The sequence below is a fragment of the Sunxiuqinia sp. genome, from assembly GCF_055140945.1.
This window is the reverse complement of sequence record NZ_JBSQYS010000028.1, coordinates 20268-37828: the sequence shown is the minus strand read 5'-3', so window position 1 is coordinate 37828 and position 17561 is coordinate 20268. Positions and strand designations below refer to the sequence as shown.

The window sequence follows — 17561 nt, the reverse complement described above, 5'->3', positions numbered from 1 at the left end:
ACCTCTCAAAACTGGAAAATGAATAGTGATAAAATCACAAAGACCGTTTTATTTTCAGTTTCAATATTAATCTTAATGTTGGCTGCAGGTATGCTATACTCCCTGGTAGGAGGTGCCATACCTGCATTCAAGGAATTTGGGTTGAAGTTTATCTTTTCCGGCGAATGGAACCCAACCGAAGGTGAAGAAAAATATGGAGCTTTGCCGTTTATTGTTGGAACACTGATGACTTCCTTTGGCGCCCTGATCCTTTGTTTGCCATTATCATTTTCCACCTCATTATTTTTGGGTGAATATTTTCGTGGCACTCGCGTTGCTCGAATCCTGGGACTTTTAGTTGATTTATTGGCTGGAATCCCGTCTATTGTTTACGGACTTTGGGGCTTTTACGTTCTGCGCCCGGCATTGATAGAAATTGGATTTGGAGGTCGTGGATTTGGTATTTTCACAGCGGCCCTGATTTTGGCTGTTATGATTATCCCTTACGCAACATCGCTGAGCAACGAAATTATCAGCATGGTGCCCAATGATTTAAAGGAAGCGGCCTATTCTCTTGGCGCAACACGTCTGGAGGTGATTACCTCCGTTACTATTCCAAATGCACGGTCGGGAATTGTGGCCGGGTATATTTTGGCTTTTGGTCGCGCATTGGGCGAAACGATGGCTGTAACCATGCTCATTGGTAACACCAACCAAATACCAACAAGCTTTTTCGGAACGGGTAATACCATGGCCAGTGTAATCGCCAATCAATTTGGCGAAGCTGATGGACTAAAACTTAGTTCGTTGATTGCCATTGGTCTGCTTTTATTCCTGATTACCGGAATAATCAATGCTGCCGGGAAACTGATTATTAAAAAGATGAATTAAGCCGCTATGAAATCGACTTTTGCATGGAAGGATCATACCTCGCGACGATTGCTGAAAGACAAAGCAGTTCTTGTTGGTGTTGTTGTTCTTTCACTCATCACCATATCGCCTATTGTCCTCATCATATCGAAATTGGTTGCGGAGGGATATCAGCAGATTAGTCTTGATTTTTTGATAAAAAATACACCGGATACTTTTGAAGCAATGACCGCTGTAGCCAATGGTGAAAAAATACCAGGAGGAATTGCTAATGGTATTGTTGGTACGCTATTGATGGTGACTTTAGCTTCGGCTATTGCCATACCAATTGGTGTATTAACTGGCATTTATTTGTATGAAAATCAGGGAAAGTTTATGGCCAACCTCACCCGAAATATTTCAGATATTTTGCAAGGGGTACCTTCAATTGTTCTTGGTCTGATTTCATACTTGTGGGTGGTAAAGCATATTACTAATGGCTTTTCGGCTTTAGCAGGTAGTGTTTCTTTGGCAATTATGATGTTGCCAATGATTGTGCGCTCAACCGAGGAAACGCTGAAAATGATTCCGCAAACATTAAAAGAAGCTGCACTGGCACTGGGAGTTCCCTACCATAAAGTGATTTTAAAAGTGTTGGTTCCAACTGGATTTAGTGGACTGTCAACCGGAATATTACTTGGGATTTCTCGTATTTTGGGTGAAACAGCTCCCTTGTTGCTTACAGCTTTGGGCAGCTCCATCATCAATCTCGATATTACACAGCCAACCAGTGCTGTTCCCTTGCTGATCTGGGAATTTTACAACGATCCCAATATGATTGGACTAATTTGGAGTTCGTCGCTGTTGTTAATGGCTATTGTATTAATTTTGAACATTGTGTCGAAGCAGATTGCAGGCAAAAGAAACTAGAAAATGACAAACACTATAGCTGAAGTTAAAAAACCGATTCTCTCACTAAAAGATTTATCAATCGCCTATGATAAAAATTATGCGGTGAAAAATGTGTCGGTTGAAATAAAAAAGAATACCGTTACTGCAATCATGGGACCATCGGGCTGTGGTAAGAGTACCTTGCTACGGGCATTAAACCGGATGCACGAATTGTACGAAAATATCAGCACCGAAGGGGAAGCTTTTCTGAATGGGAACAACATTTACGATATGTCGCCCATTAAGTTGAGAAGGCACATGGGCATGGTGTTTCAACGCCCAAATCCGTTCCCAACCATGAGCATCTATGATAATGTAATTGCCGGGTACAAGCTAAATGGTATTCGCACGAAAAAGAAGGAGCGTGACGAGATTGTTGAACGTTCATTACGCGATGTGGCACTTTGGGATGAAGTGAAAGATTCGCTTTTCAAAAAAGGCACTTTCCTGTCGGGAGGACAACAGCAACGCTTGTGTATTGCGAGGGCACTGGCATTTAGCCCCGAAGTAATCTTAATGGATGAGCCAACGTCGGCCCTGGATCCGGTAGCAACTTCAAAGGTTGAAGACTTGCTGGTAAAACTGAAGGAGAATTACACCATTGTGTTGGTTACTCACAATATGTCACAGGCCGCCCGCATCTCTGATTATTCATTATTTATGTATCTTGGAGAGTTGGTGGAGTATGGTAAAACAAAAAACATGTTCACCAATCCGATTGACCCTCGAACAGAAGAATATTTAACAGGTAAATTTGGTTGATAACCAGTTTCGAAAAATTTAAAATTCGGATTATGACGATTAGAAAAGATGATGCACTAAATAATATTGTTGCTGACTTTGAAACACTTTCAAATATTGTTTTAGAGCAACTCGACCAAATAGAGCATGTGATAACTGCCGGAGATATTGTTGTTCCGGACGACGTTTTGAAAAAGATTCGTCAAAATGAAAACGACATTGATAAAAAGGAAGTTAAGCTTAGTGATAAAATCGTAAATACAATCGTTCTTTATCAACCTGTTGCTTCGGAGCTACGACGTATAATTGCGTGCTACCGAATTGTTTTAAGCTTGGAACGGATCGGAGATCTGGTGGTTAATATTTCTAATTTTATTGAGAAAATAAAAACCCCGGAGGTTTATTCCCGTTTGCAGGAAGTTTTGTCAAACATGACTATTTTGAGCATCAAGATGGTTCGGAAATCCTTGCTTTCATTTATCAACGACGATAAGGAGTTTGCCATCTGGACGATTAAAAATGACGTTGTATTTGATGAAATCAATCATAAGCTTTTAAAGAAGATGTTAGCTAAAGCAGACACCGCAGAAAGCAGCAAACATTTACTCATGAGCATTATTACCATTAAGGAAATGATGTCGAACATTGAGCGAATTGCTGATCATGCCACCAATATTGCCGAGGCTGCAATTTATTCCATCGAAGGAAAAGATATCAGACATCATAAAATAGATAAATAAATCATGGATTACACTCCTAAAATACTCGTAGTTGACGATGAAAAGGACCTTCGGGAAATCCTTCAATTTAATTTGTCGAGTGAAGGTTTTGACATCGATGTAGCCGCCTCGGCCGAAGAAGCGTTGACGATGCAGCTGGAAGAATATCACCTGATATTACTGGATGTGATGATGGGAGGAATCTCAGGGTATAAAATGGCAGATATCCTTCGGAAAGAAAGAGAACTGGATGTCCCAATAATTTTTCTGACTGCTAAGGGATCGGAAAATGACCTGCTTACGGGATTTAACGTTGGAGGTGATGATTACATTGTCAAACCCTTTTCAATCAAAGAAGTTGTTGTTCGCATAAAAGCAATTTTGAAACGTGGTAAAAAGACCGAGAAACCCTCAACCATGATTGAATGTGATGGGTTGATGATAGACCTGAACCGAAAGTCAGTTTCAATAGATGACAACCAGATAAGATTAACCCGGAAAGAGTTTGAGATCCTGTCACTTCTCGTTAAAAGCAAGGGGAAATTTATTGCCCGACACGAAATACTGAATCGGATTTGGAGCGACGATGTTATTGTTACCGAGCGGAATGTGGATGTCAACATCGCCCGATTAAGAAAAAAAATTGGCAATTATGGTGCTGCCATTAAAGGGCGATCGGGTTATGGATATTGTTTTGATTATCAGAATTAACCTGACCAATTAAAGACAAATGATTTTGTTTCATTTTAAAAATTAAAACCGTGGTACTTCGACACAGAACATATAAGCAACGCATTTTCATTTACTTTTTTGCAGCATTCTCGTTTTTCATGATTGCCATCCTGGCGTTCCAGTATAACCGGGAAAAGAGATACCGAATTGACGAACTGGAAACATCGCTGGATAACTATGCAGGTTTTACTCATCGTTACATTGAGCATTACGATATCTTGAGCCAGCAGAACTTTGAGCGCCTTGATACCATTAAACACCTGATTCCGGAAAGCAATATCCGGATTACAGTGATTGGCCAGAAAGGGAATGTGATGTACGATAGTTTTGTGCCCGAATATTCAACGATGGAAAACCACTTACACCGCCCCGAAGTACAAAAGGCTTTGTATTCCGATACCGGCGGAAACATCAGGCATTCTGAAACAACCGGGCAGGACTTTTATTATTATGCCCGCTATTATGATGGCTATTTTGTACGATGTGCAGTGGTTTATAATATCGCCATTGAAAACTTTCTGAAAGCCGAGCGGGTATTTATCTTTTTTATGCTTGCTCTTTTTGTCATTATGTGGGGACTCCTTTCGTTGGTTACGCGACGGCTGGGGGAGATAATTAACCGACTACGCGACTTTGCAGTCCGAGCCGGAAAAGATGAAGATATTGATCCGCATTTGGAGTTTGTGGATTCGGAGTTTGGCGATATCCGGCGGCAAATTGTACAAATTTACAATGGCTTGCGCAAAACCAGGCAGGATCTAACAGCCGAAAAAGAACGCCTGTTCAACCACCTAAATGCACTTAACGAAGGGATTGCATTTTTTCTTCCAAATAAAGAAAAGATTCTGGCCAATAGCCATTTCATCCAATACATCAATCTAATTTCTGAACGTTCATCCATTTCTGCTGAAATGCTGTTTGAAATAGAAGACTTCAAACCACTGGTTTTTCAAATTGAAAAGTACCTCAGTGATGATATTGTGATCAATCCAAAGGATTTACCTCAGTTTTCGGTTACGATATCCAAAAGCGAAAAATATTATAATGTTCAAAGCATTGTGTTCCCCGATAAGAGTTTTGAGATTTTGATAAGCGATGTAACAAGACCCGAAAAACGTCGATTATTGAAACAACAATTGACGTCGAATATTGCACATGAACTAAAAACTCCTTTGGCTTCTATTAAAGGATACCTTGAAACGATTATCAACAACCAAAGTTTACCAAAGGAAAAACAGGTATATTTTGTGCAACGGGCTTTCATTCAGAGCGAACGACTCAATTCACTACTCAACGATATTTCATTGTTGAATAACATTGAAGATGCCGGTGATTTGTTTGAGTTTAAGCAGGTGCATTTGCGACCCCTGATTAACGATGTGATCGAGAACCTGGAATCGCGCATGAATGAAAAAAACATCGTGATTCAGCTTGCTGTTAATGAAAAAGTGACTGTGTTCGGAAATGATAGTTTGCTGTCCTCTATTTTCCAAAACTTCATTGAGAACTCCATTAATTATGCAGGAGAGAATGCTTCGATTAAGATAAAACAGTACCTGGAAGATGAGAAGTTCTATTACCTGAGCTATTCTGATTCCGGAAAGGGAATTGCAGAGACACACCTTCCAAGAATATTCGAACGTTTTTATCGTGCCGATGAAGGACGAACAAGAGAAAACGGTGGAACCGGATTAGGTTTGTCGATTGTGAAAAATGCTGTTCAACTCCATCGGGGAGAAATTTCGGTTCGGAACAAACCTGAAGGCGGGCTGGAATTCTTATTTTCGTTAGCAAAAGCATAACAACGACTTTAATAGAATTGTAATTCAAAATACAAGCCCCGGCCAATTTATGGTCGGGGTTTTTTGCGTTGTATTTCAGGCTATTATTAATTCTCTTGTTATCCAAATGTAATCCAAGCGTATAAAATCCTTAATCAAGGTGTAACATAATAGCTCGTATTTAGCATCCGAAAACAAGAGCGATCTGTAACAAAAAGGACGGTTCTTTAAATGTGATCTTATGATCTGATTCGGGATTCTGCTAAACCGAATAGCCAATGGCAGCATTTCTCAGCACCGGAATTCTTTGTAATGGTCGTTAAAATTCAACTCAGGAGGTTGATTTTAATTGATAATTGATAACAAATTTATGGGACTTAGGAGATTATTTTTGCTGACCATTCTGGGCGGCGTTTCACTCATTGCAACTGCTCAAACAGGAAAGCTAACCGGAACGGTAACTGATGCAAAAACAAAGGAAACATTAATTGGAGCCACCATCTTTCTCGAAGGCACTACCATTGGAACAATCACCGATTTTGACGGAAACTACATCGTGGATAAAATACCGACAGGTACTTACACGGTGCGCTGTTCGTTTATTTCGTACGAAACAAAATCGGTTGAACAGGTTGAAATAACAGCCGGCGAAACGGTGAAGATTGATTTCATTTTAGGTGAATCAACAGTAGAAATTGGCGATGTAAAAGTGGTTGCAAAAGCAAACCGCGAGTCGGAAGCCATGCTGCTAATGGATCAGAAAGAGGCTTCGGGAATTAAAGAAAGTATTGGTTCAAGACGGTTGTCCACCCTGGGTGTTTCTGATGCTGCTTCGGCCACTTCAAAAATATCGGGAGTCACAAAAAACGAAGGCTCCGGCGATGTTTACATTCGCGGATTGGGCGACAGGTATTTATCAACTACCATGAATGGATTGCCAATACCTTCGGATGATGTAGAGAAAAAGAATATTGATTTAAACCTATTTTCAACCGATATCATTAAGAATGTAGGAATCAATAAAACCTTTTCGGCGGACACCTATGGTGATCAAGCTTCCGGTACTGTTGATGTTAGTTCAAAAACATTCAACGAAAAAATCACACTGGGACTTTCAGCCAAAGCTAATTCTAACGTGATAAAAGACGGTATTTGGAGTGATTTCAGAACAACTCAAAATATGAATGATGTGAGCCTGGGGCTCTATCAACGTACTTATACAACTGAGGCCGCCATCAAACAGCAATCCTGGAATCCGGAACAGCGAGCGATGCCACTCGGATTTGATTTTTCGCTTACTGCCGGAAAGAGATTAAAGTTATTCGATCATGATTTTACTGTTTTTGCAACAGTTGGTCACGAGAACGAATACGAACACCATCAAGGTATATTTAAAAAATACAGATCCAACATATTGAACGATTCGTTTAATGACGCCGAAACCTTCAATACCAAAATAACCACCACCGGGCTGGTGAATCTGGCTTACGAATTTAATAGCGACCACAACCTAAATTTCAACAGTTTGGTAGTTATTAAAACAAATGATGAGCTCTATGAAGCAGGTCGCAATGGCGAAGGATATATTTATGACCAGCTCCCCAAAGACTCCATGGCTTTTGTTCGGGATCAGAACCTGAAACAAACAACGATGCTTGTTAATCAGTTAATGGGGTCGCATAAATTGGACGATAAAAATTTGCTGAAGTGGGCTGTTGGCTACAATTCGGTGAGTGCTGAAGAACCCAATCGAATTCGGAACCAAGTTCATGGCATGGGCGATAATACGTTTCAATTTGCTTATGTCGGGGACTATCAACAGAAAAAATCTTTGCAGGATATCAAAGATTGGGAAGCTAATGGATATTTAAATGATGAGCTGAAGTTTATTGATGAAGATGATAAGAAGTTAAAACTCGACTTCGGTGGAAATTTCCGGATGAAGGAAAGAGACTTCAATTCACTCGCCGTAGGAGTTAGGGGAAAAGGTGTTTCCGTGAGTTCAATTGATAATATGGATGAAGCATTTCATAATGAGAGTCTTTATTCAAGTAGCGATCTTCGGTTGCGAGTTGGAACACCTGATATTTATACAGCCAATTTGAAGGTTTATGCGGCGTACCTGAATACCAATTTCAAACTGAATAAATTGAGTGGAATTGTAGGCTTGAGATATGAGAAGGACGAAATCGATGCGAACTGGGATGTTGCCAATTATGTTGGTAGAAAAGGAAGTCTTTCAAATAGCTACGACAATTTATTTCCCGGATTAAATTTCAAGTACCAATTGGGCGACAAAAGTTCAGTGCGCCTGGCAGCCAGTAAAACGACCACACTACCTGAGTTTAAAGAATTATCTCCATTTGAATATGTTTCGCCAACAGGCCGTGTCACGAAAGGGAATCCTGACTTGAAAAACTCGGTCAACTACAATCTCGATTTGAAATGGGAAATGTTCCCAACTGCAAAAGAGTTGTTTTCAGTAACCAGCTTTTATAAACGAATTCAAGATCCAATTAATCTGGCACAAACAAGAGGGTCGTCCGGTAATTTCATCTTTGAGAATACCGGCAAACAAGCTGATGTTTACGGATTTGAAGTAGAAACAAGGTTGAACTTAATTGCCGCAGAAGGAACAGGAACGCCAGACTTAAACCTGAGTTTGAATGCCACAAAAATGTGGTTCACTCAGGATTTGCTGGAAGAGTTTCAATACAACAGCAAAACAGAGACTGATTTGCAAGGTGCTGCCGGTTTTATTGCAAACGGAACCCTAAGTTACTCTGATAATAAAGAAAACGAATTTGTCGCTACACTAAGTGGCAACTACTCATCGGATAAAATATTGGCCTTGGGTGCACCTGAAGATTTTGCAAACAGCGCCACCTATTTTAATAATGAGATCGTCGAAAAAGGATTCGCCACTGTCGATCTTGTACTTAGCAAAAAAATATCAAAAACTGTTTCGTTGAAATTTTCAGGCAAGAACCTGCTAAATCCTAAAATTGAACAGACACAGGAAATAGTACCCTTGACAGGAAATCCGTCCAACGAAGTAGTCAGCTCTTATAAAAAAGGGATAGCCCTTAGTTTAGGTGTAAAAATAGATTTGAACAAATAACTAGAAAATTGAAAAAAATGAAAAAGTTAGGAATTAAAATTTTAGGACTTGCGATTTTAGCAACTGTAGGATTTACAAGTTGTGATAACGGTGATGATCCGATTCCACCGGTAGATGGAGTGCTTGAAGCTTTATCAAACGGTGAAATGAATGGTACACTTCCAGAGAGTGTGACTCTTAATTCGGCTATAAGTTATGACTTGTCCGGATCGTTTATCGTACCTGACGGAATGACTTTGACCATTCCTGCCGGAACGAATATTGTTGCCGACAATGGTGGAACTGATGTTTATATTGCCGTATTAAAAGGTGGTAAAATCGATATCCAGGGAACAACAAGTAGCCCTGTCGTGATGTCGTCATCAACTGGTAATCCCGGAGACTGGGGTGGTTTAACCATTTGTGGAAAAGCGACAACAACAGCAGGAATTGATGCTGAAGCAGAAGTCGGTGGTTTCATCTACGGTGGAACTGAAGATGCTGATAATTCAGGCTCAATTAAAAACCTGGTAATTATTGGCACTGGTGCTCAGATTAATGAGGAATCTCAATATAACGGCGTTTCTTTTTACGCTGTAGGCTCAGGTACAACTATCGAAGATGTTGCCGTTATCAATGGGTCTGATGATGGTGTTGAGTTTTTTGGAGGAACAGTTTCTGTGAAAAACCTGTTCTTGCAAAACAACGAAGACGATGCAATCGACTGGACTGAAGGTTGGAGCGGAACAGTAGACAATGCCTATGTTGAACATACCATTGCAGGATTTTCTACGGTTATTGAAGGAGACAAAGCAAACAACAATCCTAAAATCAATAACCTGACTGCTGTTTCTACAGTTGGTGGAACAGCTCTTCAATTCAAAAAAGAGTCAGGTATGACAATTACCGGCTTATCTTTAACAGGATACGCGAAAAGTATCGACATGAAAGATGATGGCCCATTGGCCAACGTTATTATCGATGGAGAAACAGCTGATCCGACAAAAAGCTACAATGCTCCTGCAACAGTGGATCCAACAGCTTGGGGATGGGTTGATGCGGAATTAGCGGAAATTGTAGAACTGAATGGAAGCGTTGACTCCGATGTTACTCTTGATTCAGATAAAACTTACCGTTTAACCGGTTCTTACATTGTTCAGGATGGCGCATCTCTTACGATCCCTGCAGGAACAAAAATTCATGCTGATAACGGTGGTACTGATGTTTATATCGCGGTATTGATGGGAGGCCAGATTTTTATCAACGGAACTGCAGAGGAGCCTGTTGTAATTGCTTCAGACCTAAGTCTTCCTGGCGACTGGGGAGGTTTAACCATTTGTGGTAAAGCGACAACAAGTGCCGGTGTAAATGTAACAGCTGAAGTTGGTGATTTTACGTACGGCGGTGCCGAAGATACAGATGATTCAGGAGACATTACCTACCTGGTAATTAAAGGAACCGGTGCTCAGATCAACACTGAGTCTCAATACAATGGCGTTTCATTGTATTCTGTAGGGTCTGGTACAAAAATAGAGAACGTTGCAGTGATCAACGGCTCTGATGATGGTATTGAATTTTTTGGAGGAACAGCTTCTGTTACCAATATCTACTTAGAAAACAACGAAGACGACGCTGTAGACTGGACAGAAGGCTGGAATGGAGGCGTAACGAATACCTACATTTCTCATACTATTGCAGGATTCTCTACCGCTTTTGAAGGTGATAAAGTGAACAACAACCCACAATTCACCAATGTAACAGCGATCTCAACAGTTGGTGGTACTGCGTTACAATTCAAAAAAGAGTCGGGTGCAACCATTACGAACCTTTACCTGGAAGGTTACGATAAAAACATCGATATGAAAGATAATGGTGCTTTGACGAACGTTCAAATCGATGGAGCTGATGCGAACACAACATCAGCGTATGACGCTGGTACTAAAGTTGACATCTCTGGATGGAGCTGGATCAGCGCAACATTGTAAACAAACACAATAGATAACAATATTGAAGTGTAAGCAGGCTTCAATTCCCGTAAATTTGTGAAGTTCTGAGTCAATTGACTCAGAACTTTTCTCTGTTTAATTAAACTTTAATCTTTCTGTAATTCTTGCGTAATCGCTATCCACTACATTTGATTCGAACAAAAACAAAATAAGATGAAAGCTTTATTATTTACGGTTTTATTTTCGGTTCTGGTGTCTTTCTCTTTTGCTGCTCAAAAGGAGACAAAGGAAGAAAGTAAAACAGAAATAACTGCACTAAGTTTAAGCGGACAAGTTGTGGATAAAATAAGCCATGAAGCTTTAGTGGGAGTTAAAGTTTGTTTAGAAGGAACTGAGAAAGTTGCTTACACTGATTTTGATGGAAATTACCAATTTAAAGGTATTGAAGCCGGACAATACAATTTAACCGCTTCTTATATTTCCTACGAAGAATCAAAAATTGAAAATATTCAACTAAGTCTCAAAAAAAGTGAGGTAAATATTAGTTTAGAAGTAGTCGACTAAATGTTTACCTGCTTATTATATACTTAAGATTGACACCGCTTCTGAGAGCAGAAGCGGTTTTTTCTGTTCGACAAATTACCTGATAACCCTTCTTCCCAATTGTAAAAAAAAAGCACCGTGTTTATCCGAAACACGGTGCTTTTTATGTAATTGAAAGTTTTGACAAAAATCGTTGTTGCGTACTCAAAAGGATAGCTCGCGATGTGAATTGAAAACGACCTTGCAACTCAACTACTCTCCTGTCAATAGCCGTTCACTCATCGATTCAGCCCAGTCAATCAAAGTCTTTCTTTCTTGTTCTGAAAGTCTTGCTTTGGGATGAATCAAGGTGTATGATTTCAAAGGCATTTCCCCTTCTTCAACCTCCTTTGCGATGTCTTCCATCGTTCCAATCTTATCCAAAATGTCCATTGTTCCCCAGTCTGAAAGATTTAACTCACTTTTCCCTTCATGAATATGATTGTTTATAAAAAATGAAACGGGTGCCACCTGATGATACCAGAGATAATTGGTTTGATCTGAATGGCAGTCCAGACAGGCATTGGTTAATATCGCTGAAACTTCTGCCGGTACTTGCTCTTGCTTTAGCAGATGATTCGTCTCGATTCCACCTTCATTTTTTTCGGGCTGAATGAACTGGATAACAATCAAAGCAACAACAACTACGACAAGGAGAACTTTCAGTATTTTACGCATGATAAATGAGTTTTCAAGAGTGAATTTACCAATTTTATTGACTCAATAAGGATTTACTTTGTTCTTTGACCCACACGATTAGAAGCTCTTTCTGATCGTCAGAGAGCGCCTTATCCGGTTTGTGTTCTAAAAATTTTTCAGGTGGCATTTCATTTTTAGTAAGAACCTCCTTAATGTCTTTCAGAGCACCTAGTTGCTTTACAGTCGAGAGCTCATGCCAGGTTTTAAAGTCCAAATCTTTTTTGGCATCATCATTCCTCGAGTCGGTATTGTGACAACCAAAACACGAGTTCTTAACGACAGCTTTTACTTCTTCAGACATCTGGATGGTCTTCTCATTCGGCTCTTCTTTTTCGGAGGCGGAAGAAGTAAATGCGAAAGATAATGCGATTAAAAGCAGACCTAGAGATAAATTCAGTTTTTTCATAATTGATTATTTCGATGATTTATAAGTCGAAAACATCGGACAGGCCATAATGGTTGAAAAATTTGCTTGAATAATTGTTAAAGGTAGTATTAGGCACTAAAAAAACCGGACAAATCAATGTCCGGTTTTAATCAAGTTCGTATTTCGTTTTTAATTTTTCAATCCACTTCGTTCCAACAGGGCATCAACAGTTGGTTTCTGTCCTTTAAACCGAACGTATAAATCCATTGGATTTTCGCTTCCTCCTTTTTCGAGGATATTTGTACGGAATGCATCAGCCGTTTCTTTGTCGAAGATTCCATTCGCCTTAAATGCTGCGAAAGCATCAGCATCGAGCACCTCAGCCCATTTGTAGCTGTAATACCCGGCCGAGTAGCCACCGGCAAAAATATGCGAAAATGATGTGCTCATCAGGCTTCCGTCAACCGGAGGAAATAGTTCGGTTGGTGTCATGGCTTTTGTTTCAATTTCGGCAACTGGTTGACTCAAAGGTTCGGTTGCATTATAATAAGCCATATCCAACAAGCCAAAGCTCAGTTGCCGCTCCGAGATGTACCCTGACTGGAAGTTTTTAGCAGCCACAATTTTTTCGATTAATTCAGCGGGAATCTTTTCTCCGGTTTCATAATTTACAGCAAAGCGATCGAGCCACTCTTTTTCGTAAGCCCAGTTTTCGTGCATTTGTGAGGGCAGCTCCACAAAGTCCCAGAATACGTTGGTGCCCGACGTGCTTTCGTATTGGCACTTGCTCAGCATGCCGTGCAAGCCATGTCCAAACTCGTGTAAAAAGGTTGTTAGCTCATCAAAGGTAAGCAGCGATGGCTTGGTTTCTGTTGGCTTGGTAAAGTTGGTTACGATACTTATATGGGGTCGAATATCTTCGTCTCCTTCAATCCACTGGCCACGAAAATCGGTCATCCAGGCTCCGGAACGTTTGCCATCGCGAGGGAAAAAGTCCATGTACAGCACTGACACAAAGTTTCCTTCAGCATCAAACACTTCATAGGCTTTTACGTCAGGATGATAAACTGGTATTTCTTTGTTTTCCTTCAGTTCTAAACCGTACAAAGTATTCGCCAAATTAAATACACCATCAATCACATTTTCAAGCTTGAAATAAGGTTTTACTTCTTCCTCATTAAACCCATAACGAGCTTTTTTCAGTTTTTCTGAATAGTAGCCCCAGTCCCAACGTTGCAGCTCCCCAGTAAAACCTTCAGATTTGGCAAACTCCACCACTTCATCGAAATCCTTTTCGGCAGCAGGACGTGAAGCCTGATGTAGTTCATCGATAAACGCTAATACGCGATCAGGCGTTTCGGCCATGCGGCGCTGTAGCGTGTAATCGGCGTGCGATTGATAACCTAACAATTTAGCCTTCTCTAATTTCAGATCAACAATTTTTTGAATGATTTCCTTGTTGTCGTATTTGTTGCCCTTGTTGGCCTTCGTTGAAAATGCCCGGAACATTTTTTCGCGTAAATCGCGGTTGTCAGCATATTTCATAAACGGAATGTAGCTCGGATATTGAAGCGTAAAAATCCAGCCTTCCTTATCTTTTGATTTGGCTGTATGAGCAGCGGCTTCTTTGGCAAATTCAGGTAAGCCGGTCAATTTGCTTTCATCGGTAATGTGCAGTTCAAAGGCATTGGTTTCGGCCAATACATTTTCCGAAAATGTTAAGCCCAACTTGGATAGTTCTCCTGTAATTTCTCTGTAGCGGGCTTTGTCCTCTGCGTTCAGATTAGCCCCGCTGCGTACAAATCCGAGGTACGAATTTTCCAGCAGTGTTTCCTGTTCCGGATTTAGATCCAACTGATCTTTTTGCTCATAAACGACTTTTACACGGGCAAATAAATCCGGGTTTAGCGAAATGTCATTGCCGAATTCCGAAAGCATGGGAGCTACCTCCTGTGCGATTTTTTGAATCTCGTCGTTGGTTTCGGCTGAGTTCAGGTTGAAGAAAATCTTTCGGATTGTTGATAACCGATCGCCCGATTTTGACATCGCCACTACGGTGTTCTCAAAAGTAGGAGCCTTCGGATTGTCAATGATTGCTTGTACTTCGGCGCGGGATTCCTCAATGGCTACTTTAAAAGCCGGTAAAAAGTGCTCGTTTTCAATTTTATCAAATGGAGCTGTTTGATGAATATTCTCAAATGTTTTCAATAGCGGATTTTCAGTTGTTTCTGCTTTTGTTGTCATCATAATTACTAAGACTAAAAGGGTAGTTAAAACCCCATAATTTGTTTTCATTTTTTATTGCGTTAAAGTTTTCAGTAAATAAAGTTGTAAAGGATCTGTTGTAAGTTGCAACCAAATATTACAGAAAACTTTAAGAATAGTTCAATTCCTTGGTTTTTTCTTTTTGCGTTTCTTCTTCTTTTGCACCGACCAGCCAAATTTGCCAATGGCTTCACCTAGTTCAAAATAATGACCATGCGAGTAACAAATGGGATTGGCCTTTTTTAAGCTGAAGGCCCCGGTTTTCGGATCGATGTATTGTTCGTCGGCAATCACATTCACCACCTCGGAGATAAACATGTCGTGGGTCCCCAATGGAATAATGTCTTTAACTTTGCATTCGATGCTGATGGGTGCCTCTTCAATGATGGGAACCTGAACCACGCTTGCGGGAGCAGGCGTTAAGCCCATTTCCTTCCACTTGTCAAACTTTTTGCCCGACCGAACACCACACCAGTCGGTAGCACGGGCAAGTTCCGCCGTCGTTAGGTTGATCACATATTCACCTGTTCGTTTAATAATTTCGTACGAATGGCGACTCGGCCTTATTGAAATATAACACATGGGAGGATCGCTACAGATCGTGCCAGTCCAGGCAATGGTAATCAGGTTTTGTTCCTCCGGCGTCACCCCGCAGCTCACCAAAACGGCTGGCAGTGGGTACACCATTGTTCCGGGTTTCCAATTCACTTTTGCCATGTATTCAGTTTTTAATTTCGAGTTTCGAGTTTGCGCGAGTGGCAAAGGTAAGAAAGTAGGGGGATCGCGAAAGTGGAAAGTTGATCGATAAATCCCATTTGCTTTCTCTGATGGGGAGAGAATTAAAAAGCCAGCTTTCCATTGGAAAGCCGGCTTAAGTGGACAGTCAGTAACTAAGCTACTCTTTCTCCTTCTTGTCCAGTATTTTCTCGATTTCATCCATTGCTTTGTTCATGGCGGCAATGGCCTTGTCGAATGGTTCGTTGCTGGTCATGTCAACTCCGGCATTTTTTAGCAACTGGATTGGATAGTCCGATCCACCGGCTGACAAAAAATCCATATAATTTTTCAGGGCTTGCTTGTCGCCACTCATTACTTTTTCAGCCAACGAAATAGAAGCTGTAAATGAGGTGCTATATTGGTAAACGTAAAAGTTATAGTAGAAATGAGGGATAAATGCCCATTCCATATTGATATAGTCGTTTACATAGCAAACTTCCTCTTCGTGCCCATAATATCGATTTACAATATCGGTATAAATTTCCGAAAACGTTTCTCCGGTTAGTGGTTTTCCTTTTTCTCCTTCTTCGTGTATCTTCAATTCAAATTCAGCAAATTGAGTTTGACGGAATAAGGTACCTTTAAAACGATCGAGCCAATTCATTAACAAAGACAATTTAACATCATCATCTTCAACTTTGTTCATCATGTAGTTGAACAGCAGAACTTCGTTGAAGGTAGAAGCTACTTCGGCAACAAAAGTGGTGTAGTCGGCCGTAGGGTACGGCTGTGTTTTATTCGAAAAGTAGCTCTGCATGGTGTGTCCCAACTCGTGCGCCAGGGTACTCACATCTTCATAAAGGTCGTTGTAGTTTAGTAATATAAAAGGATGCCCATCGTAAAAAGCCCCATTTGAATAAGCTCCTGATCGCTTTCCGGGAGTCGGATAAACATCAATCCAGCGCTCGTCGATTGCCTTTTTTACGGTGTTGGTGTATTCGTCACCCATCGGTTTTAAGGCATCCAAAATAATAGCAGTTCCTTCGTCGTAGCTGTAGTTTAAATCAACGTCCTTGACAACCGGTGCATATAAATCCAGGTACTTCAGCGTATCCACATCCATCATGCGTTTTTTGATTTTCAGGTAACGGTGAAAAGCCGGGAGGTTTTTATTCACGTTGTCGACCAACGAATGATAAACATCAACCGAAATGTTGTTGGGATAAAGCGATGCTTCAAGCGACGAATCGTAATGGCGTGCCCGGGCATTGAAAATATCAGCTTTGACATTACCGTTGAGAATTTCGCCGTAGGTACCTTGAAATCTGGCATAATTGTTCCAGTAGGCATCAAATACAATTTCGCGGTCAGCTCGGTTGTCCGAAGCCCGGTAGCGACTGTATTCTGCACTTCCAATTTCCAGCTGCGTACCATCCGAAAGTGTTACTTCAGGCTTCGGCATTTCGGCATTCGAAAAGGTTCCGAAAACAGCTTGTGGTACCGAGGTCACTGTTCCTGAAAGTGCCATGATGCGTTCTTCTTTTTCACTCAGTGAGTGCGCTTTGGTACGGAACATATTTTCCAAAGGCATGCGGTACACTTCCAGTTTAGGCTCCGATTTGATATAGGATTCAATGGTTTTCCAGTCGGTCTCTAAAATCTCCGGTTCGATGAAAGCCGCTTTTGCACCAAAGGTGGAAAACAAGGACTGCAATTCCTGTTTCATGCCGTTATATTTCATATCGCGCATGTCCAGGTCAGAATTCATCCCGGCATAGAGGTAAATTTTTGAAGCCTCTTTTGACAGCTCGCTGTTAAATGTGAGAACCTTTAACAGGTTTTCGGGCGACTGTGTAATTGTTCCTTTAAATTTCTCGACCTCATCCAGTTTTTTGGTCAAATTTTCAACTGCTGCCCTCCAGGCCTCGTCTGATTCAAAAAGGTCGGTTAAACTCCATTTGTATTGGTCAGCGATTTTATCGCGGGTTTTCTGTGCATAGCTGTTGGCGCTTGTTACAACAACCAACAGAGCTGCAAAAAACAGTGCTGTTTTCAAGTTAATTCTCTTCATATGGCTAAAAGTTGTAAAGTTTCTAACACAATAGGTATTTATCTGACGAAATTATTACAAAT

General features: G+C 40.7%; 14 protein-coding genes. 9 read left to right on the top strand and 5 right to left on the bottom strand.

Annotated features, from left to right (window positions below; translation table 11 throughout):
• The first annotated feature begins 18 nt into the window (after positions 1-18).
• The 9 genes from pstC (at position 19) to ACTB00_RS13440 (ending at position 11362) form a co-directional block, all read left to right on the top strand.
• Positions 19-870, top strand: a complete 852-nt coding sequence (pstC, locus tag ACTB00_RS13480; RefSeq protein WP_159519465.1) for a phosphate ABC transporter permease subunit PstC — start codon at positions 19-21, stop codon at positions 868-870.
• A 6-nt stretch (positions 871-876) separates the two neighbouring features.
• A complete protein-coding gene (gene pstA / locus ACTB00_RS13475; RefSeq protein WP_463300446.1) occupies positions 877-1758 on the top strand; it encodes a phosphate ABC transporter permease PstA in 882 nt (293 codons plus the stop codon).
• Positions 1759-1761: 3 nt separating this feature from the next.
• Positions 1762-2541: a phosphate ABC transporter ATP-binding protein PstB gene (gene pstB / locus ACTB00_RS13470; protein WP_463300445.1), complete on the top strand. Its 780-nt coding sequence runs from the start codon at positions 1762-1764 to the stop codon at positions 2539-2541.
• A 32-nt stretch (positions 2542-2573) separates the two neighbouring features.
• Positions 2574-3260 carry a phosphate signaling complex PhoU family protein gene (locus ACTB00_RS13465; RefSeq protein WP_463300444.1) on the top strand — a complete coding sequence of 229 codons (687 nt, stop codon included), beginning with the start codon at positions 2574-2576 and terminating at the stop codon, positions 3258-3260.
• Positions 3261-3263: 3 nt separating this feature from the next.
• Positions 3264-3950, top strand: coding sequence for a response regulator transcription factor (locus ACTB00_RS13460; RefSeq protein WP_463300443.1), 687 nt, complete (start codon positions 3264-3266; stop codon positions 3948-3950).
• A 50-nt stretch (positions 3951-4000) separates the two neighbouring features.
• On the top strand, positions 4001-5773 hold the full coding sequence (locus ACTB00_RS13455; protein WP_463300442.1) for a sensor histidine kinase: 1773 nt from the start codon (positions 4001-4003) through the stop codon (positions 5771-5773).
• A 349-nt stretch (positions 5774-6122) separates the two neighbouring features.
• Entirely contained in the window at positions 6123-8873 is a 2751-nt protein-coding gene (locus ACTB00_RS13450; RefSeq protein WP_463300441.1) for a TonB-dependent receptor, read from the top strand.
• A gap of 17 nt (positions 8874-8890) precedes the next feature.
• Positions 8891-10837 carry a hypothetical protein gene (locus tag ACTB00_RS13445; protein ID WP_463300440.1) on the top strand — a complete coding sequence of 649 codons (1947 nt, stop codon included), beginning with the start codon at positions 8891-8893 and terminating at the stop codon, positions 10835-10837.
• 174 nt (positions 10838-11011) lie between these two features.
• Positions 11012-11362, top strand: coding sequence for a carboxypeptidase-like regulatory domain-containing protein (locus tag ACTB00_RS13440; protein WP_463300439.1), 351 nt, complete (start codon positions 11012-11014; stop codon positions 11360-11362).
• Positions 11363-11593: 231 nt separating this feature from the next.
• Here the strand turns inward: ACTB00_RS13440 and ACTB00_RS13435 are convergent, their stop codons facing one another.
• The 5 genes from ACTB00_RS13435 to pepF form a co-directional block, all read right to left on the bottom strand.
• On the bottom strand, positions 11594-12058 hold the full coding sequence (locus ACTB00_RS13435; RefSeq protein ID WP_463300438.1) for a heme-binding domain-containing protein: 465 nt from the start codon (positions 12056-12058) through the stop codon (positions 11594-11596).
• A gap of 34 nt (positions 12059-12092) precedes the next feature.
• Positions 12093-12485, bottom strand: coding sequence for a heme-binding domain-containing protein (locus ACTB00_RS13430; RefSeq protein ID WP_463300437.1), 393 nt, complete (start codon positions 12483-12485; stop codon positions 12093-12095).
• A gap of 150 nt (positions 12486-12635) precedes the next feature.
• On the bottom strand, positions 12636-14741 hold the full coding sequence (locus ACTB00_RS13425; RefSeq protein WP_463300436.1) for a M3 family metallopeptidase: 2106 nt from the start codon (positions 14739-14741) through the stop codon (positions 12636-12638).
• Positions 14742-14831: 90 nt separating this feature from the next.
• A complete protein-coding gene (locus ACTB00_RS13420) occupies positions 14832-15428 on the bottom strand; it encodes a flavin reductase family protein (RefSeq protein WP_463300435.1) in 597 nt (198 codons plus the stop codon).
• A gap of 178 nt (positions 15429-15606) precedes the next feature.
• Positions 15607-17499, bottom strand: coding sequence for an oligoendopeptidase F (gene pepF, locus ACTB00_RS13415; protein WP_463300434.1), 1893 nt, complete (start codon positions 17497-17499; stop codon positions 15607-15609).
• Positions 17500-17561: the final 62 nt, after the last annotated feature.